Raw genomic sequence first — 20492 nt, forward strand, 5'->3', positions numbered from 1 at the left:
GCACACCGTGAACAGCCCGCACGCCGTGTGGCGTGCGGGCTGCTTTTCCACTGGGGTCGTGTCGTTCAGTCCTTGGTGAAGCGCGTGACGCCGGCGATCCGGTAGGCGTCCGCCTCCTCCAGCGTCTCGTTCTCCATGAGCGCCTCGGCGAGCGCGTCGAGCTTGTCCCGGTTGTCGCGCAGCTTCTGGCACGCCTCCTCGTAGCACTCGTCCACGATGCGGCGCATTTCGCCGTCGATCGCGTTGACGGTGTCGGGGGCGGCGGCGAGTCCGTACGGCTGCTGGGAGTCGTTCGGCAGGGCGGACAGGCGGCCGACCTTCTCGCTCATGCCCCAGCGGGCGACCATGCCGCGCGCGATGTTGGTGACCTGTTCCAGGTCGTTCTCGGCGCCAGTGGTGATGACTCCGTAGACGACGTGTTCGGCCGCCATGCCGCCGAGGGCCCCGATGATCCGGCCGCGCAGATACTCCTCCGTGTACGCGTACTTGTCGGCGTCCGGGGTGGAGAGCGTGACGCCGAGGGCGCGGCCGCGCGGCACGATCGTGATCTTGCGGACGGGGTCGGCGCCGGGCTGCAGCATGCCGAGGAGGGCGTGGCCGCTCTCGTGGAAGGCGGTGCGGCGGCGCTCCTCGTCGGGCATCACCAGCGGCCGCTCGGCGCCGAGCTGGACCTTTTCGAGCGCTTCGGAGAGATCGGCCTGGTTGATCTGCTTCTGCTTGCGCTTGACGGCGAGCAGCGCGGCCTCGTTGGTCAGGTTGGCGAGTTCGGCGCCGGTCATGCCCGGTGTCGTGCGGGCGACCTGGGCGAGGTCGACGTCGGACGCGAGCGGCATGCCCCGGGTGTGGATCTTGAGGATGGACTCGCGGCCGCCGCGGTCGGGCGGGGACACGTTGACGATCCGGTCGAAGCGTCCCGGGCGGGTCAGGGCCGGGTCCAGGACGTCCGCGCGGTTGGTGGCGGCGATGACGATGACGCCCTCGGAGCCGGTGAAGCCGTCCATCTCCGTGAGGATCTGGTTGAGCGTCTGCTCGCGCTCGTCGTGGCCGCCCACGCCGCCGCCACCGCCGCGGGCCCGGCCGATGGTGTCGATCTCGTCGATGAAGATGATCGACGGGGCGACCTTGCGGGCCTCGGCGAACAGCTCGCGCACCCGCGAGGCGCCGACGCCGACGATCATCTCGATGAACTCGGAGGCGGAGGCGGAGAAGAACGGCACCCCGGCCTCCCCCGCGACGGCCCGCGCGAGCAGCGTCTTGCCGGTGCCGGGCGGGCCCGCGAGGAGCACGCCGCGCGGCATCTTGGCGCCCATGGTGCGGTAGTCCTCGGGGTTCTTGAGGAAGTCGACGACATCGTTGAGCTCGCCCTCGACCTCGTCGATCCCGGCGACGTCCTCGAACGTGGTGCGCTTCTTGCCGGGTTCCAGCTCGACCGGCTTGGGTGGCTGCTTGCGGCCGAGCATGCCGCCCGCGCCGCCGCCCATGCCCTGGCTCATGCGCCGCGCGATGAACACCCACAGGAAGACCAGGAGCAGCATCGGGGCGAGCGAGATGAGCAGGTTGGACAGGAAGCTGCGCTCCTGGACGACGGGTTCGGCGGTCACCGTGACGTCGTGCTTCTCCAGGTTGGCCCAGAGGTCGTCATCGGCGAAGGCCGGGCGCTGCGTCGTGAACTTGGTGTAGTTCTTGCGCTTGCTGTCGCTGTCCTTCGGGGTGGCCTTCTCCTTCTTGAGCTCACCCTGGATGGCGTCGCCCTTGGAGTAGATCTTGGTGACGTTGTCGGCCTCGACCTGCTTGCTGAACTCCGTGTACGAGACCGTCGGCTCGTCGCCCTCGTTGAAGAACGACAGCACCAGGTTGGCGATGAGATAGACGATCAGGGCCGTCAGGATGAGGCCGCCCCAGCCGCCGGGCATCTTGCGCTTGGGCCCGGGAGTGGGCGGAGGCGGCGGCGCGCCCTCGGACCGCCAGGGCTGATCCGTCCGATCGCGCGGGGGTACCGGGTTCGCCACGCCTGTCTCTCCTCCTGCAGCCTGCCGTCCTCCGGGGCGGCCTTGGCCCCGAGGCCTTCCGCCCATGACCGCACAGTTGCCGGGGGCCCGCCACTCGTGGACATGCGTAAGGGGCGTCCGCCATGGCGGACGCCCCTTACCCGTACAGCTGCCGATACCCGTACAGCTGCCGACGTGTCAGCCCATGAACTTCTTGAACTCGTCGGGGAGCTCGAAGTCCTTGGGGTCCTGCTGGCCGGCGCCGGGCAGACCGAGGGCGCCGCCCTCGGCGGCGGCCGCGCGGCGGGCGGCCTCCTCCTGCTCCTGCTGCTTGCGCTTCATCGGGTTGCCGGAGCGCTGCTTGCCCTTGGCCTTCTTGGGCTGCTTCTTCGTCCGGCCGGGGCCACCGCCCGAGCCGGGCATGCCCGGCATCCCCGGCATGCCGCCGCCCTGGGCCATGCGGGACATCATCTTGCGGGCCTCGAAGAACCGCTCGACCAGGTTCTTGACCGCGCTGACCTCGACGCCGGAGCCCTTGGCGATACGGGCGCGGCGCGAGCCGTTGATGATCGTCGGCTCCTGGCGCTCGGCCGGGGTCATCGACTTGATGATGGCGGCCGTGCGGTCGACGTCGCGCTCGTCGAGGTTGGCGATCTGGTCCTTCATCTGCCCCATGCCCGGCAGCATGCCGAGCAGCTTGGACATGGAGCCCATCTTCCTGACCTGCTCCATCTGCGCCAGGAAGTCGTCGAGCGTGAAGTCCTGGCCCTTCTTGGAGGCCAGCTTGGAGGCCATCTTCTCGGCCTCTTGCTGCGAGAAGGTCTGCTCGGCCTTCTCGATCAGCGTGAGCATGTCGCCCATGCCGAGGATGCGGGACGCCATGCGGTCCGGGTGGAACGCGTCGAAGTCGTCCAGCTTCTCGCCGTTGGAGGCGAACATGATCTGCTTGCCGGTGACGTGCGCGATCGACAGGGCCGCACCACCGCGGGCGTCACCGTCGAGCTTGGAGAGCACCACGCCGTCGAAGCCGACGCCGTCGCGGAAGGCCTCGGCCGTGTTGACCGCGTCCTGACCGATCATGGCGTCGACGACGAAGAGGACCTCGTCCGGCGAGACGGCGTCGCGGATGTCCGCGGCCTGCTGCATCAGCTCCTGGTCGATGCCGAGGCGGCCGGCGGTGTCGACGATGACGACGTCGTAGACCTTCGCCTTGGCGTGCTCGATGGAGTCCTTGGCCACCCGCACCGGGTCGCCCACGCCGTTGCCCGGCTCCGGCGCGTAGATGCCGACGCCCGCGCGCTCGGCGACGACGCTCAGCTGGTTCACGGCGTTCGGACGCTGGAGGTCACAGGCGACGAGCAGCGGCGAGTGGCCCTGGGACTTGAGCCAGAGGCCGAGCTTGCCCGCGAGGGTCGTCTTACCGGCACCCTGCAGACCCGCGAGCATGATCACGGTCGGGCCGGTCTTGGCGAAGCGCAGCCGGCGGGTCTCGCCGCCGAGGATGCCGATGAGCTCCTCGTTGACGATCTTGATGACCTGCTGGGCGGGGTTCAGCGCCTGGGAGACCTCGGCGCCGGTCGCGCGCTCCTTGATCTGCTTGATGAAGGCACGGACGACGGGCAGCGCCACGTCGGCTTCAAGGAGGGCGATCCGGATCTCGCGCGCCGTGGCGTCGATGTCCGCCTCGCTGAGGCGCCCCTTGCCGCGGAGGTTCTTGAATGTCGCTGCGAGGCGATCGGAGAGAGTGTCGAACACGGCGGTCGCGAATCCTCGGGTCGGGGGCTTTACGGACAGGTCGCTCTCCAGGGTATCCGCCCGCGCCGCCGTGGTCAGTGGCCCGGTCCCGATGCACCCCACGGGTCGCACCCACGTACGAAAAACCCGTTCATACACCGCCATATCCGCCGCGGGCGCCCCTGCGTGACCAGGGCGTTCGCCATAATTACGGCCCCGGTGGTTCCGTAAATCCGTGCACATCAGTGGCGCCCGGCTGGGTAGGCGCCCCCAGGTTTCGACACCACCCCTCTCCTTAGCCCCGGTCCGGGGCGTGCCCGGTCGTGCCCGGAACCGCCACCAGCAGCCGTGCGGCACACCGCCGTACCCACCTCTGACGTGAACTGGAGCTCACCGATGACCTCCCTCTCCACGTACCGGCCGCCACGGCCCGTACGTAGGCCCCCGGCACCCCAAGGGAGGCCGGCGTGAACTTCTTCGACTACCTCCAGGGCAACTGGACCGATGTGCTCGACGCCACCCTCGCGCACATCCTGCTGGTCCTCGAGGGCCTCGCCCTCGCGGTGCTCATCGGGGTGCCGGTGGCGATCCTGACGTACCGGACGCGGGCGCCGCGCGCCGCCGTGCTCGGGGTGGCGGGGCTGCTCCTGACGATTCCGTCCTACGCGCTGTTCGGCCTGCTCATCACGCCGCTCGGGCTCGGCACCGGGCCGTCGGTCGTGGCCCTGACGCTGTACGCGCTGCTGCCCGTCATACGTAACACCGTGGTCGGCCTGCGCGAACTGGACCCGGCCGTCGTCGAGTCCGCGAACGCGATGGGCATGACCCGGCTCAAGGTGCTCGCCACCATCGAGTTCCCGCTCGCCTGGCCCGTGGTGCTCACCGGCCTGCGGGTCGCGACGCAGATGCTGCTCGGCATCGCCGCCATCGCCGCCGCCGTCAACGGGCCGGGCCTCGGCAAGCTCATCCTCGACGGCCTGGCCAGCGCGGGCACCCCGTTCGCCGTCTATCTGACGCTCGAGGGCGCGCTCGCCATCGTCGTCCTCGCGCTGCTCTTCGATCTGCTCTTCGCCCTGCTCAATCGCCTGACCACTCCGAAGGGGGTCACCCGATGATCCGGCTCGACCGGCTGACCAAGTCCTACCCCGGCCAGGCGCGTCCGGCCGTGGACGAGCTGACGCTGGAGATCCCCGAGGGGCGGATCGTGGTGTTCGTCGGGCCCTCCGGCTGTGGCAAGACGACGACGATGAAGCTGATCAACCGGCTGATCGAGCCGACGTCCGGCCGCATCCACCTGGCCGACGAGGACGTCACGAAGATCCCGGTGCACGAGCTGCGCCGCCGCATCGGCTACGCGATCCAGCAGTCCGGGCTCTTCCCGCACCAGACGGTCGCCCAGAACATAGCCACCGTGCCCGGCCTGCTCGGCTGGGACAAGAAGCGGGTCCACGCGCGCGTGGACGAGCTGCTCGACATGGTGGGCCTGGACCCGGACACGTACCGCGGCCGCTACCCGAAGCAGCTCTCCGGAGGCCAGCAGCAGCGCGTCGGCGTCGCCCGCGCGCTCGGCGGCGACCCGCAGGTGATGCTCATGGACGAGCCGTTCGGCGCGATCGACCCGCTCAACCGCGAGGCGCTGCAGAACGAGTTCCTCAAGATCCAGGCCAAGCTGCGCAAGACGATCGTGTTCGTCACCCACGACATCGACGAGGCCGTGAAGATGGGCGACAAGATCGCCGTCTTCGCCGAGCACGGGAACGTCGTCCAGTACGACACCCCGGAGAAGATCCTCGCCGAGCCCGCGAACGAGTTCGTCACCGACTTCATCGGCGCGGGCGCCGCCGTGCGCCGCCTCTCGCTGACCCGGCTCGGGAACGTCGACGTACCGCTGTGGCCCACGGTCGCCGAGTCGGCGGACGCGGAGGCGCAGCAGGACGCGTCCGCTGCCAGCGACCGCGAGTTCGTGGTGGTCCTGGACGAGGACCGCCGCCCGGTCGGCTGGCTGCCCGCCGACGGCGGCTCGCGGCTGCCGCTGATCTCCCCGCTCGGCCCGGCCACCAGCCTGTACGACGCGCTCGACGAGATGCTCGCGGTGAACGCGTCGGCGCTGGCGGTCGTGGACGACCTGGGCCGCTACCGCGGTGTCGTCACCCTCGACAGCCTGCGCACGCTGATCCACACCGAGAGCGGCTCCGGCCTGCTGCAGGGGGCACGGCCGTGACCCAGGCACTCGTCGACGAACGCCCCGCCGCGGCACAGGCCCCCGAACGCACCCGCGACCGGCCGCCGCTGTGGCGCCTCGCCCTCACCCCGCTCGCGCTCGCGGTCGTCCTCGGACTGCTCGCCTGGTACGTCTCGGGGCAGGAGAAGGACCAGATCGAGCTGCGCAGCCTGAACGCGGACTACCTGCTCAGCCGGACCCTCACGCACATCGAACTGACCGCCGTCGCCACGGTCCTCATCCTGGTGATCGCCGTCCCGCTCGGCGTGCTGCTGACCCGCCGCTGGGCCCGGCCGCTGGCCGGCCCCGTCCTCGCGGTCGCCAGCATCGGGCAGGCGCTGCCCTCGCTCGGCCTGATCGTGCTGCTCGCGGTGGCCTTCGTCAGCCTCGGGGTCACGCAGATCGCCCTGATCGCGTTCGTCGCGTACGGGGTGCTGCCGGTGCTGCGCAACACCATCGCGGGCCTTCAGCAGGTCGATCCGTCGATCCTCGAGTCCGCGCGCGGCATGGGCATGACCCGGTGGGAGGTGCTGCGCCGGATCGAACTGCCGCTCGCGGTACCGGTGATGCTCGCCGGTATCCGTACGGCGCTGGTGATCACGGTCGGCACCGTCGCGCTCGCGACGTTCATCGGGGCCGGTGGCCTCGGCGACGTGATCTCGAACGGGATCAACTCCAGCCGGAACCTGGTCCTGATCACCGGAAGCGTGCTCGTCGCCGTCCTCGCGCTGCTCGTGGACTGGGTCGCCGGGATCGTCGAGAACCTGCTGCGCCCGCGCGGTCTGTGAGAAGGGGCCTGTGAGAGAAGTGAAGACACCCATGCGAAGCGGACCGGCCACGGCGCGCGCCAAGGTCTCGGTCGCGTTGTGCGCGGTCCTGCTCGGCGGCGCCGCGCTGACCGGCTGCACGGACACCGGCGCGAGTGCCGGCTCCTCCGGCGACCTGCCGCGCACAGCGAGCAAGAAGCAGCTCGCCGGCGGCTCGATCGCCAAGGATGTCGACCTGAAGGGCGCGCACTTCACGGTCGGCTCCAAGGAGTTCACCGAGCAGCAGATCCTCGGCAAGATCACGCTGTACGCGCTCGAAGCCGCCGGGGCGAGGACCAAGGACCAGACGGGCCTTCAGGGCACCACGATCGCCCGCAGCGCGCTGCAGAGCGGCGACGTCGACATGTACTGGGACTACTCCGGCACCGGCTGGACCCAGTTCCTGCAGCACGACAAGCCCGTGCAGGGCAGCGCCGCGCAGTTCCGGGCGACCTCGCGGGAGGACCTGAAGAAGCACAAGATCAAGTGGCTGGGCCCGGCGAAGTTCGGCAATCAGTACGCGCTGGCCCGCGCCGCCGACGCGTCGGGCCGGGCGGGCGATGTCGACTCGATCAGCGAACTCGCGAAGCTGGCGAAGGACCACCCGGAGGACGCCACGCTGTGCGGGGCCTCGGAGTTCCTGGACCGTGAGCTGGCGGCGCTGGAGCACAGCCCGTACAAGCTCGCGTTCCCGGCGCCGCAGGTCTACCAGAACGCGTTCGCGCTGAGCTTCGTGAACGTGGCGAAGGGCAGCCCCTGCAAGTTCGCCGAGGTGTTCACGACGGACGCCCGCCTGGAGTCCCTCGACCTGAAGGTCCTCGACGACGACAAGGGGCACTTCACGACGGAGCTCGCCGCGCTGACCGTGCGCGACGAGACCGCGAAGAAGTACCCGCAGCTCGCCAAGCTGTCGAGGGAACTCGGCGACGCGCTCACCGAGAAGACGATCATCAAGCTCAACGGTCTCGTCGACCTGGAGGGCAAGAGCGCGGACCAGGCCGCGCTGTACTTCCTGCGGACGAACGGCTTCATCGGCAAGTGAGACCCGGCCGGGGCCCACGTCACCCGACGCGGGCCCCGGCCCTCACCCCCGCAGCGCCTCCTCCACGCCCCGCGCCACGGACACCGCGTCCTGCGGGGCCAGCGGTCCCCCGTCGCCCCCGGCCACGTAGAACGCGTCGACCGCGTTGGCGCCCAGCGTCGACACATGCGCCGAACGCACCCGCACCCCGGCCACCTCGAGCGCCCGCCCGATGCGGTGCAGCAGGCCCGGCGCGTCGTGCGCCCGCACCTCGATCACCGTCGCCCGGCGCGAGTCCGCCGAGGCCACCGTCACCCGGGCCGGCGGCGCCACCACACCGCGCCTGCGCGGATACGCGGCGTCCCGCTCGGCGAGCCGCGCCGCGATGTCGAGCGAGCCGTCCAGGGCCCGTACGAGATCCGCGCGCAGCCGCGCGGCCTGCGGCAGCGAGCCGTACTCGGCGGCGACCCGCCAGTCGAGCAGCAGGGCGACCCCCTCCACGCCCTCCGGCGGTGTCAGCGCCCGCAGCTCCGCCGTCCGCACGGTCAGCCTGTGCATCGCGAGCACCCCGGCGACGGCAGGCAGCACCCCGTCCTGCTCCGGCACCGCGATCACCAGCTCGACGCCGAGCGGCTCCGGCTCCCCCGCCCCCTCGGTCCCGGTCGGCACCGCGTCCGTCTGCGCCCGCAGCGCGAGCACCGGCCCTCCCGTGCGCAGCGCCTCCACCGCGAGCCGCTCCTGCTCGGCCGTCGGCTCCGCGTCGTCCGGATCGACCGGCTCGTCCCCCGCGAGCACCGCGGAGACCCGCTTGACCAGGTCGGCCACCAGCGAGCCGCGCCAGGACGACCAGGCGGCGGGCCCGGTGGCCAGCGCGTCCGCCTCGGTCAGCGCGTGCAACAGTTCGAGCGTGCCTGCCGAGCCGACCGCTTCCGCCACGGACCGTACGGTCGCCGGGTCCTCCAGATCGCGCCGCGTGGCGGTCTCGATGAGCAGCAGGTGGTGGCGTACGAGGGAGGCGAGCACGGCGACGTCGGCGCGGTCGAAGCCGATCCGCGCGGCGACGTCCCGCGCGATGATCTCCCCTGCGACCGAGTGGTCCCCCGGCCAGCCCTTGCCGATGTCGTGCAGCAGCGCCGCGACGAGCAGCAGGTCGGGCCGGTGCACGCGGCGCGTCAACTCCGAGGCCCGCACGGCCGTTTCGACGAGATGCCGGTCGACGGTCCAGGTGTGCACGGCGTTCCGCTGCGGCCGACACCGCACCCGCTCCCAGTCCGGGATCAGCCGGGTGATCAGCCCTTCCGCCTCAAGGGCTTCCCACACCTCGACGGTCGGGCGGCCCGCGCCGAGCAGCGTGACCAGCTGTTCGCGGGCCTCGGCAGGCCAGGGCGCGGGCAGCGGCCGGGCGGCGGCCGCAAGCCGGCGCACAGCGTGCAGCGACAGCGGCAGGCCCGCCTGGGCGGCAGCGGCGGCGGCGCGCAGCGGCAGCACCGGGTCCCGGTCGGGCTTGGCGGCGCGGGCGAGCACCACCTCCCCCTCCATCTCGACTACCCCCTCGGCGAGCGGCGACCGCTCGACCGGCGCCTGCTTCCCGCCCCCGAGCAGGGACCGCAAACGGGGCTTCGACGACCGGGACTTGAGGACGCGCCCGACCTCGCGCCAGGTGACATCGCTGGCGTACGACACCGTGCGCGCGGCCTCGTACACCTGCCGCAGCAACGTATCGGCGTCCAACAGGCCCAGTTCCGCCGCGACTTGGTCCTGCTCCTGGAGCGCGAGCCGGTCGGTGGCGCGCCCGGTGGCCAGATGCAGGGCGTCCCGTACGTCGAGGAGCCGGCGGCGCGCGTCGGCGAGGCCCTCGCGGGGCGCGTCCGCGAGCCAGGAGGCGGCGACGGCGCGCAGCGCGGTGGCGTCCCTGAGGCCGCCCCGGGCCTCCTTCAGGTCGGGTTCGAGGAGGAACTGCAACTCGCCCTGGCGCTCCGCCCGTTCCTCGCACAGTTCGCGCAGTTCGGGCAGTCGTTTCAGCGCCTGGTTGCGCCAGTCCGCGAGCACGGCGGTGCGCAGGCCCGCCGTGAGCCCGAGGTCACCCGCGAGGTGCCGGGCGTCGAGCAGGCCGAGCTGCACCTTGAGGTCGTCGCCCGCGGTCTTGCGGGCCTCCGCCGGCGTACGCACGGAGTGGTCGAGGGCGAGGCCGAGGTCCCACACCGGGTACCAGATGCGGTCGGCGAGCGCCGCGACCGCGTCGGCGTCCGCCGAGCCGTCGTGCAGCAGGAGCAGGTCGAGGTCGCTGCGCGGGGAGAGCTCGCCGCGCCCGTACCCGCCGACCGCGACGAGCGAGACGCCCGGCGCCCCGCTGCCGAAGAGCCCGGTGAGCCAGTCGTCGGTCAGCTCCGCGAGGGCCGCACGGCGCGGCGGCCCGGACCGCGCCTCCCCCTGGAGGAGGCGCAGCCGGGCCGCCGCATAACCGCCGGATCCGGAATCCTCTGCTTCAGCACGTACGTCGTTCACGCTCGTCACTCGCAGCTCCCGCTTCCGTCCATGTCCGTTACAGCGCGTCCGGACCGCGTTCGCCGGTGCGCACCCGCACGGCCGTCTCGACGGGGACCGCCCAGACCTTGCCGTCGCCGATCTTGCCGGTCCGCGCCGCCTTCACCACGACATCGAGCAGTTCCTCGGCGTCGTCGTCCTCGACCAGGACCTCGATACGGATCTTGGGTACCAGGTCCACGGTGTACTCGGCGCCGCGGTAGACCTCGGTGTGTCCGCGCTGACGGCCGTAGCCGCTGGCCTCGGTCACGGTCAGGCCCTGGACGCCGAAGGCCTGGAGGGCTTCCTTGATCTCGTCGAGCCGGTGCGGCTTGACGACGGCGGTGATCAGCTTCATGCGTCGACCTTCTTGTCCTGGGAAACCTGCGTGCCGGCCGGGGTGGGAACCGCCTGGCGGGCCATGCTGCCGCCGCCCGCGCCGCTGTAGTCGTACGCCGTCTCGGCGTGCTCGGCCTGGTCGATGCCGGAGACCTCGGCGTCCTCGTCGACCCGCATGCCGATGGTCTTGTCGAGGGCGAAGGCGAGGACCGCGGAGACGATCAGCGAGTAGGCGAGAACGCCGCCGACGCCCGCGCACTGCTTCCAGAACTGGTCGAGGCCGCCGCCGTAGAACAGGCCCGCCACGTCGGACTGGCCGCCGCCCGTGGCGAAGAAGCCGACGAGCAGGGAGCCGACGACACCACCGACGAGGTGGACGCCGACGACGTCGAGCGAGTCGTCGTAGCCGAACTTGTACTTGAGGCCCACGGCCAGGGCGCAGAGCACACCGGCGATGGCGCCGATGGCGATCGCGCCGAGCGGCGAGCAGGAACCACCGGAAGGAGTGATGGCGACAAGACCGGCGACGGCACCGGAGGCGGCACCGAGCGAGGTGCACGCGCCGTGCCGGATCTTCTCGTACGCCAGCCACGCCAGCATCGCGGCGGCGGTCGCGACCTGTGTGTTGACGAACATCAGCGCGCCGACGCCGTCGTCGTTGCCGAGCCAGGAGCCGGCGTTGAAGCCGAACCAGCCGAACCACAGCAGACCGGCGCCGAGCATCGTCCACGGCAGCGAGTGCGGCCGCATCGGGTCCTTCTTGAAGCCGACGCGCTTGCCGATCACGAGGATCACGCCGAGCGCGGCGGCGCCCGCGTTGATGTGCACGGCCGTGCCGCCGGCGAAGTCGATCACGCCGAGCTCGAAGGCCCAGCCGCCGGTCCCCCACACCCAGTGCGCGACCGGGAAGTACACGATCGTGGCCCACAGCGCGATGAACAGCGCCCAGGCGCTGAACTTCACGCGGTCCGCGAGCGCGCCGCTGATCAGCGCGGGCGTGAGCACCGCGAACATCAGCTGGAAGACGGCGAAGACATAAATCGGGATCGTGTAGCCGTCCCAGAGCTCGGTGAGCCCGATCCCGCTGAGCCCGACGAAGTCGCCGTCCCAGCCGATGACCGAGCCCTTGTCGGTGCCGAACGCGACGGAGAAGCCGTACAGCACCCACAGGATCGTCACGATCCCGAGGCTGATGAAGCTCATCATCAGCATGTTCAGGGTGCTCTTGACGCGGACCATGCCTCCGTAGAAGAAGGCCAGGCCCGGGGTCATGAGCATCACCAGGGCGGAACAGATCAGCATGAAGCCTGTATTGGCGGGCGACAGTGTGGGTGCGTCTGCCGCCAGCGTGATGGCTGGAGCCATCGGCGTCTCCTCGTCATCGGGCCGGTTATGCGCCCTGACATTGGTGCAGCGCCGTTTCCGTTCTGGCCCCTTGATGTTTCGCCGCAGTGACGAAGAGCTCCCGGGTGTTACGGGTGAATGAAATGCCTGAAACAGGCCGACCACGACCTCCGTCCGCGTGACCTGGCGTAGGGGAGCCGAGTCGGGCTGTTGCGGGACGGGGGCCGTGGCCGGGGTTCGTGGGGTGCTCCCCCGCCGTCAGACCGCGGCTTCGGCGGTCTCCGGCAGATGGAGCGCGAGCTGTTCGGTGAGGTCGATGACCTCGGCGACATCGCCGAAGTCCCGCGTCGCGTTGTCGACGGTCTTGCGGATCCGGGTGTTGACCCGCTCCGAGCGCACCTTCCTGGCGATCTCCAGGGCCTGCCCCGCGAGCACCGTGGACTGCTCGGGCTCCTTCTGCAGGAGATGCACCGTGGCCATCCCGATCAGGTTCAGCGCGTACGAACGCTGGTGCTCGGCGTCCTTCCCGAACAGCTCGACGGCGCGCTTCATGACGGGCTCGGCCATCGACGCGTACGTGGGGCTGCGACCGGCCACGTAGGCGAGATCCCGGTACGAGTGGCTGTTCTCGCCGTGCAGTTCGGCCTCGGAGAAGAAGCGGATCCAGTCGGGGTCCGGGTCGTCCCAGTCGTCGGCGTCGGTGAAGGTGTCCTCGGCCATCCGCACGGCGCGCTTGCACTTGCCGGGCTGCCCCATGTTCGCGTAGGCGCGGGCCTCCATCGCATACAGCATGGCCTGCGTGCGGGGGCTGGCGCAGTCGCGGCTGCCGTACTGGGCGAGGTGGATGAGTTCGAGCGCGTCGTCGGGCCGGCCGAGGTGGATCATCTGCCGACTCATGCTGCTGAGCACGTACGAGCCGAGCGGCTTGTCGCCCGCTTCCTTGGAGGCGTGCAGGGCGAGCACGAAGTACTTCTGGGCGGTGGGCTGCAGGCCCACGTCGTAGCTCATCCAGCCGGCCAGCTCGGCCAGCTCGGCGGCGACCTTGAACAGGCGCCGCGTGGTCTCCTCCGGCTGCGGCTCCTGCAGCAGGTCGGTCACCTCGTGGAGCTGGCCGACGACGGCCTTGCGGCGCAGACCGCCGCCGCACTGGGCGTCCCACTGGCGGAACATCACCGTGGTCGACTCCAGGAGGTCCAGCTCGGGCTTCGACAGCCGGTTCCCACGACGCTGCGTGGCCGACTCCGGCTCCGGCCTTGCCGAGGCCCCGCCGGGCGTCGGCACCAGCCAGCGCTGCATCGGCTCGATGAGCGAGGGGCCCGCGGCGAGCGCGAGCGAGCTGCCGAGGAAGCCGCGGCGCGCGAGCATCAGGTCGCTGCGCGAGAACTCGCCGATGAGCGCCACGGTCTGGGGGGCGGTCCAGGGCAGGTCGACGCCGGACACCGAGGGCGCCTGGTGCGCGGCGCGCAGGCCGAGGTCCTCGACGGCGACGACGCAGCCGAAGCGCTCGGAGAACAGCTCGCTGAGGATCCGCGGGATCGGCTCCCGCGGGTTCTCCCCGTCGAGCCATCGGCGCACGCGCGAGGTGTCCGTGGAGATGTGGTTCGCACCCAACTGCCGGGCCCGTCGGTTCACTTGGCGCGCCAGCTCGCCCTTGGACCAGCCACTGCGCACGAACCACGAACCCAGCAGCTCGTTGGGGCGCTTCTCGGCGTTCGTGACGCCACCGCCGCTGCCGCCCACTGGAACGCCCCCATTCCCTGAAGCCATCTAAGACGCTGTGTGCGAAGTCCTGTCGACCACTGTTCTCCACACTCTTGCCCGCAAGCCCTACCAGGATGCCGCCAAACCAGGCTTCCCGTCCGGTAGTTGTCACTCCTCGAACAGGAAACCGACTTGCCTCCGGCATACCCACGGGTGCACGCACCCTCAGGGCTCGTGCACTGAAAGTAATCCTACGATCACCCCTCCGGCGAGGGCGAACACGGAAACGCCACCATTCGCCACCCCTTCGAATGAACCCAACGACGGCCCCACGCGATTCACTTGACATAGGACAGCCGGAAGTAGGCGGACCCGGGTGGACGGGGGCGCGCGACACCGGGCGCACCACCCCGTGTGCGAGTCGGCTCCGGCCCGACCGGAGCGGCGTGCGCATTGGGTAACGATCCGATTCCGCCGCGTGACCACCGGCGCACGGGACGTGTTGGAGGGGGCATGGGCTTCACGATCGGCGGCATGCGCGAGATGCGCACCGGCTCACGTCGCCGCGGCCGCACGTCCGGCCGCGCTTCGGACTGCACCACGGTGGCGGAGTTCACCGGACTCTGGGGCTGGGACGTGGTGCCCGGCGCCCGCGCCGCCGGCTCCGCGTGCTCCTGCGGGAAGGCGGACTGCCCTGCCCCCGGCGCGCACCCCCTGGACCCGGACGCGGTGGTGAAGGCGGGGGCCACGCTCGACGAAGTGACCGACTCCTGGGGCCGGTTCCCCGGCGCCGCGGTACTGCTCCCGGTCGGCGGGGCCTTCGACGTCATCGACGTGCCGGAGGCTGCGGGGCGCCGGGCGCTGATCCGCCTGGAGCGCATGGGCCTGCCGCTGGGCCCGGTCGTCGCCACCCCCGAGGGCCGCGCCCACTTCTTCGTCGCACCGGGCGCCGCGGCCGAACTCCCGACGCTGCTCTACCGGATGGGCTGGGACGACGCGACCCTCGACCTGCACGCGCTGGGCGCCGGCTCGTACGTCACGGCCCCGCCCTCGGACCGCGGCGGCCGCGGCCCGACGACCTGGCTGCGTGCCCCGTCCCTGGACACGGCGAACCAGCCACCCCAGGCACGGCTGCTGATTGGCACCCTGGCCTACGTGGCGCACCGCTCACCGTCCACGTGAGCACGGTGCCGAACCGGACCACGGAAAAGCCGCGGCCGCGCCACTCAAACCCAGAGCAGCCCGACCGCGGCCTCCCGCAGCAAAGCGGAGCGCTTACTCCCCAATAAGCGCATCCACGAACGCCTCCGGCTCGAACGGCGCCAGGTCGTCCGGACCCTCGCCGAGACCGACGAGCTTGACCGGCACACCCAGCTCCCGCTGCACGGCCACGACGATGCCGCCCTTGGCCGTACCGTCCAGCTTGGTCAGCACGATGCCCGTGATGTCGACGACCTCGGCGAAGACGCGGGCCTGCACCAGACCGTTCTGCCCCGTCGTCGCGTCGAGGACGAGCAGCACCTCGTCGAGCGGCGCGTGCTTCTCCACGACCCGCTTGACCTTGCCGAGCTCGTCCATGAGCCCGGTCTTGGTGTGCAGCCGCCCGGCGGTGTCGATGAGGACGACGTCGGCGCCCTCCTCGATGCCCTCCTTGACGGAGTCGAAGGCGATGGAGGCCGGGTCGCCGCCCTCGGGGCCGCGCACGGTGCGCGCACCGACCCGCTCGCCCCACGTCTGCAGCTGATCGGCGGCGGCGGCGCGGAAGGTGTCCGCGGCGCCGAGCACCACGTTCTTGCCGTCGGCGACGAGCACGCGCGCGAGCTTGCCGGTGGTGGTGGTCTTTCCGGTGCCGTTGACGCCGACGACCATGACGATGCCGGGCGTCGTGCCCTCGGAGTTGAGGCTCTCCGTCTTCACGGTGCGGTCGAACTCGGGGACGAGCAGCTTGAGGAGCTCCTCGCGCAGCAGCGCGCGCAGCTCGTCGGGCGTGCGGGTGCCGAGCACCTTGACGCGCTCGCGGAGGTTCTCGACGAGTTCCTGGGTGGGCTGCACGCCGACATCGGCGGTGAGCAGCGTGTCCTCGATCTCCTCCCACGTGTCCTCGTCGAGGTGCTCGCGGGACAGGAGGGTGAGCAGGCCCTTGCCGAGCGCGTTCTGCGACCGGGAAAGGCGGGCGCGCAGCCGCACGAGGCGGCCCGCGGTGGGTTCGGGAACCTCGACCTCGGGAGCGGCGGGCTCCGCGGCGGCCGGGGCCTCGGGTTCCTCCTCGACGGTCGGTTCGGCCGTCGGGAGGTCGACCTCTTCGATCGTGCGCCGCGCTTCGTCGCGCGGCGTCTCGGCCTCTTCGCCGACGTGCGGCTCGGCGGGCGGGGCGGTGGTGATGTCGGGCGCCGACGGCGGGGGCGGGGGCAGCTGCTTCTTCTTGCGGCTGCCGATCACGAGCCCGCCGAGCGCGCCGATCACGACCACGGCGATGACTACAGCAAGGATGACGGTTTCCATAACCCGTCCAGTATCAGCCATGGGTCCAACCGAAGCCGGTTTTGTGCGTTCCTCTAAAGGACAAAGGGCTCTGACGGGTCGGACTCGGACTAAAGTACGATGGCAGTTGCCGCATCAACGCGCGTAGAGTCCATCGCATTCACGACCCCACCCCCCACCGGCTCTCCGTCCCCCACGGCCGGGCCGAGCGAGAGGCACGGAACCCCACCGCATGAGCAAGACCGCCGAAGCCGAAGGCGCGCTGGAGACACGCGGCATCGAGCCCGTCCCCGACGCCGAGCGCACCGCCAAGACCCGCGAGCTCTTCCCGACCTGGGTCGCAGCCAACATCAGCGTGCTGTTGCTCACGATGGGCGCGAGCCTCGTCGTGACGTACAAGCTGAACTTCTGGCAGGCGATCGTCGTCGCCATCGCCGCGCCCATCGTGTCGTACGGCCTGGTGGGCCTGATCGGCATCGCGGGCAAGCGGGGCGGCGCGCCCGGCATGGCGCTGTCCCGCGCGGTGTTCGGGCAGCGCGGCAACCTGCTGCCCGGCTCGCTGATCTGGGTCGCGCGCTGGGGCTGGGAGACGATCAACGCGGTGACCGGCGCGTACGCCGTGCTGACGGTCCTGGACATCCTGTTCGGCATCAAGCAGAACAACTTCCTGGTGATCGTCACCCTGCTGGTGTTCGTGTGCGCGACGTTCGCGATCTCGGGCCTCGGGATCAACGTCGTACAGATGTGCAATAAGTACGCGACGTACCTGTTCGGCATCTTCTCGGTCCTGGTGCTGGTCTACCTGATCATCAACACCGACTGGTCCGCCGTCTTCGGGCAGCCCGCGGGCAAGACGTCCCTGATGGTCGCGGGCATCGGCATGATCGCCGCCGGTGGCGTCAGCTGGATCCCGTCCTCCCCCGACTTCACCCGCTACCTGCCGCGCACGGCCTCCACCAAGGGCATCGTCGGGAACTCGATCGGCGGCGCGGGCATCGTCGTGCTGCCGATGGTCCTGATGGGTTCCGTGATGGCGGTCTCCACCCCCGACCTGGCCTCCGCCCAGGACCCGGTCTCCTTCCTCGGCGAGATCCTGCCGATGTGGATCGCGGTGCCGTACCTGCTGATCGCGCTGGTCGGCATGCTGCTGATCAACGCCATGTCGATGTACTCGGCCGGCTTCACCGCGCAGACCCTCGGCTTCAAGGTGCCGCGGCACTGGGCCGTCTCCATCAACGCGCTGATCTCGCTGATCTTCGGCGCCATCCTGATGCTGGTCGCGACGAGCTTCATGAGCTCGTTCATCTCCTTCCTCTCGCTGCTGGCCGTGGCCTTCTCCGCCTGGGTCGGCGTCTTCGGCGCGGACATGTTCAAGCGGAAGCACTACGACGGCGCGGCCCTGATCGACACCACCCGCACCAGCGCCTACTGGTACAAGGGCGGCTTCTCCCCCGCCGCGTGCGTCGCCTGGGCGGTCGGCCTGGTCGTCGGCCTGCTGTTCACGTCGTCGACCTGGTTCTCCGGGCCGCTCGCCACGAACAACTTCATCGGTGAGTACGGCCTCGGCTGGGTCGTCACGATCATCGTCTCCGGCCTGCTGTACCTGGCACTGCCCAAGCCGGCCGACACCACGAAGGCCCCGGCCGAGCCCGAGGCCGCCGAAGCCATGGCCTCCTGACGCTCCGTCAGCTAACGTCCCCCTCCACGAAACCGGCTCCACGCCTCGCGGAGGGGGACTTTTCCATGCCCGTGTCCGTCGTACGGTTCAACCTCGTCGACCCCGCCGGCACACCCGAAACGCTCGCCGCCCGCTACCAGGCGGCCGTCGAGATGGCCCGCTACGCCGACGAGCAGGGCATCGACACGGTGCAGACGGAGGAGCACCACGGCGTCGCCAACAACTGGCTGCCCTCGCCCTTCACCTTCGCGGGCGCGGTCCTCGGCGCCACGAAGCGCATCGCGGTCACCGTCTCCGCGATCATCGGCCCGCTGCACGACCCGCTGCGCCTCGCCGAGGACATCGCCGTACTCGACCTGCTCAGCGGCGGCCGCCTGGTGACGGTCTCCGGGATCGGCTACCGGCCGGAGGAGTACGCCCAGTTCGACGTGGAGTGGAAGCGGCGCGGCAAGCTCCAGGACGAGCTGCTCGAAACGCTGCTCAAGGCGTGGACCGGCGAGGAGTTCACGTACCGCGGGCGCCGGGTCCGGGTCACCCCGCGCCCGTTCACCCAGCCGCACCCGCTGCTCCTGGTCGGCGGCTCCTCGCAGGCGGCCGCGCGCCGGGCGGCCCGGCTCGGCCTCCCGTTCTTCCCCAGCGCACATCTGCCCGAGCTGGAGACGTACTACAACGAGCGCCTTGGGGAGTACGGGACCGAGGGCTGGACCATGATGCCCGGCAAGGTCACCCCGCTCCTCCACCTGTCCGAGGACCCGGACCGCACCTGGGCCACGTACGGGAAGCACTTCCTGCACGAGGCGCGGACGTACGCGTCCTGGCAGTCCGGGGACATCAAGTCCGCGGTGAAGTCGGGGGCGGCGACGGTCGACGAGCTGCGCGCCGAGGGCGTCTACCGGGTGCTCACGCCCGACGAGTGCCTGGCGCAGGGGCTGGACAACTACATCCTGCACCCGCTCTCCGGCGGCATGCCGCTGGACGAGGGCCGCCGCAGCCTTCAGCTGTACTGCGAAAACGTACTGCCCCGGCTCAAGGACCAGTCGTAGGTCCTTCAGCCGGGGCAGTGACGGCAGCGGGGAGATGGCAGCGGGGACTTGAATCCATCTCCCCGGGTCCAGGGGAGGAGCTGGGTCAGCCCATCTCCTCCAGCGCCTTGCCCTTCGTCTCCTTCACGAACTTGAGCACGAAGGGGATGGAGAGCGCGGCGAAGATCGTGTAGATCACGTAGGTCGCGGAGAGGTTCCAGTCGGCCAGCGACGGGAAGCTCGCGGTGATCGCCCAGTTGGCGATCCACTGGGCCGAGGCGGCCACACCGAGCGCCGCGGCGCGGATCTTGTTCGGGAACATCTCGCCGAGGAAGACCCAGACGACGACACCCCACGACAGGGCGAAGAAGAGGACGAAGAAGTGCGCCGCGACCAGGGCGACCCAGCCCTGGGTGGCCGGCAGCTTGCCGTCCACCAGGTCGTAGCTGAACGCCCAGGCCTCCAGGGCCAGACCGATCACCATGCCGACCGAACCGATCAGGGCCAGCGGCTTACGGCCGATGCGGTCGACGAAGATCATCGCGATGACGGTGCCGATGATGTTGATGATCGACGTCGTGAACGAGTAGAAGAACGAGTCCGTCGGGTTGATGCCGACCGACTGCCACAGCGTCGAGGAGTAGTAGAACGCGACGTTGATGCCGACGAACTGCTGGAAGACCGAGAGGCCGATACCGATCCAGACGATCGGCTTGAAGAAGAAGCTGCCGCCGAGCAGGTCCTTGAAGGAGGACTTGTGCTCGCTGTGCATCGCGTGCTCGATCTCGGCGACGCGGGCGTCGAGGTCGATCTCCTTGCCCTCGACCTCTTCGAGGACCTGCTTGGCGCGCTCGGTCTTGCCCGCGGAGATCAGGAAGCGGGGCGACTCGGGGATCGCGAAGGAGAGCAGACCGTAGATGACGGCCGGGATGACCATCACGCCGAGCATGACCTGCCAGGCCTCGAGGCCCATCAGCGTGCCGCGCTGGTCGCCGCCCGCGGCCTGCAGCAGCGCGTAGTTGACCAGCTGCGAGATGGCGATGCCGATGACGATGGCGCCCTGCTGGAAGGAGCCGAGCCGGCCGCGGTAGGCGGGCGGGGCGACCTCGGCGATGTACGCCGGGCCGATCACGGAGGCCATACCGATGGCGAAGCCACCGATGACCCGCCAGAAGGCGAGGTCCCAGATCGCGAAGGGCAGCGCCGAGCCGACGGCGCTGACGGTGAAGAGGACCGCCGCGATCTGCATGCAGCGGATGCGGCCGATGCGGTCGGCGATCCGGCCGGCGGTGGCGGCGCCGATGGCGCAGCCGATCAGGGCGATGGCGATGACCTGGGCGAGCGCGGCAGAACCGATGTCGTACCGGTCGCGGATGGCCTCGACCGCACCGTTGATCACGGAGCTGTCGTAGCCGAAGAGGAAACCGCCCATCGCGGCGGCCGCCGCGATGAAGATGACATGGCTCAGATGCTCGGGCCTGGCTTCCCGGGCTCCGGACTTTGGTGCCGCACTGCTGGTCACATGTACTCCTCGGGCCACCGGCCTCGCTGCCGGGGGTGGGGGCGAGCCCTTCAGATGCGATTCCAGTGGCGCACAACTTCACGCCGCCCACCACCTGAAGGTAAAAGCAACG

Annotated in this window: 15 protein-coding genes; 7 read left to right on the forward strand and 8 right to left on the reverse strand. The window is 70.4% G+C overall.

Annotated features, from left to right (window positions below):
• Positions 1–65: 65 nt before the first annotated feature.
• Positions 66–2009, reverse strand: coding sequence for an ATP-dependent zinc metalloprotease FtsH (gene ftsH / locus ACFV9W_RS17125; RefSeq protein WP_385761197.1), 1944 nt, complete (start codon positions 2007–2009; stop codon positions 66–68).
• Between the two features lie 177 nt (positions 2010–2186).
• On the reverse strand, positions 2187–3743 hold the full coding sequence (ffh, locus tag ACFV9W_RS17130) for a signal recognition particle protein (RefSeq protein WP_385761199.1): 1557 nt from the start codon (positions 3741–3743) through the stop codon (positions 2187–2189).
• Between the two features lie 446 nt (positions 3744–4189).
• Here ffh and ACFV9W_RS17135 point away from each other — a divergent pair, with 446 nt between their 5' ends.
• The 4 genes from ACFV9W_RS17135 to ACFV9W_RS17150 are packed head-to-tail and all read left to right on the forward strand — an operon-like array spanning position 4190 to position 7791.
• Positions 4190–4837: an ABC transporter permease gene (locus ACFV9W_RS17135; RefSeq protein WP_385761202.1), complete on the forward strand. Its 648-nt coding sequence runs from the start codon at positions 4190–4192 to the stop codon at positions 4835–4837.
• Positions 4834–5943, forward strand: a complete 1110-nt coding sequence (locus ACFV9W_RS17140; RefSeq protein ID WP_385761205.1) for an ABC transporter ATP-binding protein — start codon at positions 4834–4836, stop codon at positions 5941–5943. The genes ACFV9W_RS17135 and ACFV9W_RS17140 overlap by 4 nt, the downstream gene beginning before the upstream one ends.
• Entirely contained in the window at positions 5940–6731 is a 792-nt protein-coding gene (locus ACFV9W_RS17145) for an ABC transporter permease (protein WP_385761208.1), read from the forward strand. The genes ACFV9W_RS17140 and ACFV9W_RS17145 overlap by 4 nt, the downstream gene beginning before the upstream one ends.
• A 31-nt stretch (positions 6732–6762) precedes the next feature.
• Positions 6763–7791 (forward strand): glycine betaine ABC transporter substrate-binding protein, encoded by a 1029-nt coding sequence (locus ACFV9W_RS17150; protein ID WP_385761211.1) that lies wholly within the window; start codon positions 6763–6765, stop codon positions 7789–7791.
• A 42-nt stretch (positions 7792–7833) separates the two neighbouring features.
• Here ACFV9W_RS17150 and ACFV9W_RS17155 read toward each other — a convergent pair whose 3' ends face one another.
• The 4 genes from ACFV9W_RS17155 to ACFV9W_RS17170 all read right to left on the reverse strand — a co-directional run bounded on the left by ACFV9W_RS17155 (position 7834) and on the right by ACFV9W_RS17170 (position 13716).
• Positions 7834–10284: a [protein-PII] uridylyltransferase gene (locus ACFV9W_RS17155; RefSeq protein ID WP_385761213.1), complete on the reverse strand. Its 2451-nt coding sequence runs from the start codon at positions 10282–10284 to the stop codon at positions 7834–7836.
• Positions 10285–10312: 28 nt separating this feature from the next.
• Positions 10313–10651 (reverse strand): P-II family nitrogen regulator, encoded by a 339-nt coding sequence (locus ACFV9W_RS17160; RefSeq protein WP_326015327.1) that lies wholly within the window; start codon positions 10649–10651, stop codon positions 10313–10315.
• A complete protein-coding gene (locus tag ACFV9W_RS17165) occupies positions 10648–11997 on the reverse strand; it encodes an ammonium transporter (protein ID WP_385761216.1) in 1350 nt (449 codons plus the stop codon). Before ACFV9W_RS17165 ends, ACFV9W_RS17160 begins: the two co-directional genes overlap by 4 nt.
• Positions 11998–12234: 237 nt before the next feature.
• Complete coding sequence (locus tag ACFV9W_RS17170) at positions 12235–13716, reverse strand: hypothetical protein (protein ID WP_385761369.1); 1482 nt, start codon at positions 13714–13716, stop codon at positions 12235–12237.
• 474 nt (positions 13717–14190) lie between these two features.
• On the opposite strand from ACFV9W_RS17170, the gene ACFV9W_RS17175 reads away from it, so the two are divergent.
• Entirely contained in the window at positions 14191–14859 is a 669-nt protein-coding gene (locus ACFV9W_RS17175; protein WP_385761218.1) for a bifunctional DNA primase/polymerase, read from the forward strand.
• Positions 14860–14952: 93 nt separating this feature from the next.
• On the opposite strand, the gene ftsY is transcribed toward ACFV9W_RS17175, so the two are convergent.
• Entirely contained in the window at positions 14953–16179 is a 1227-nt protein-coding gene (gene ftsY / locus ACFV9W_RS17180) for a signal recognition particle-docking protein FtsY (RefSeq protein ID WP_385761221.1), read from the reverse strand.
• 211 nt (positions 16180–16390) lie between these two features.
• Between ftsY and ACFV9W_RS17185 the strand changes: the two genes are divergently transcribed.
• Positions 16391–17836, forward strand: coding sequence for a cytosine permease (locus ACFV9W_RS17185; protein ID WP_385761224.1), 1446 nt, complete (start codon positions 16391–16393; stop codon positions 17834–17836).
• A gap of 65 nt (positions 17837–17901) precedes the next feature.
• Positions 17902–18879, forward strand: coding sequence for an LLM class flavin-dependent oxidoreductase (locus ACFV9W_RS17190; protein WP_385761227.1), 978 nt, complete (start codon positions 17902–17904; stop codon positions 18877–18879).
• Between the two features lie 85 nt (positions 18880–18964).
• Here ACFV9W_RS17190 and ACFV9W_RS17195 read toward each other — a convergent pair whose 3' ends face one another.
• Entirely contained in the window at positions 18965–20380 is a 1416-nt protein-coding gene (locus ACFV9W_RS17195) for a sugar porter family MFS transporter (RefSeq protein ID WP_385761230.1), read from the reverse strand.
• Positions 20381–20492: the final 112 nt, after the last annotated feature.

This window comes from Streptomyces sp. NPDC059897, from assembly GCF_042730865.1.
Taxonomy (GTDB): Bacteria; Actinomycetota; Actinomycetes; order Streptomycetales; family Streptomycetaceae; genus Streptomyces.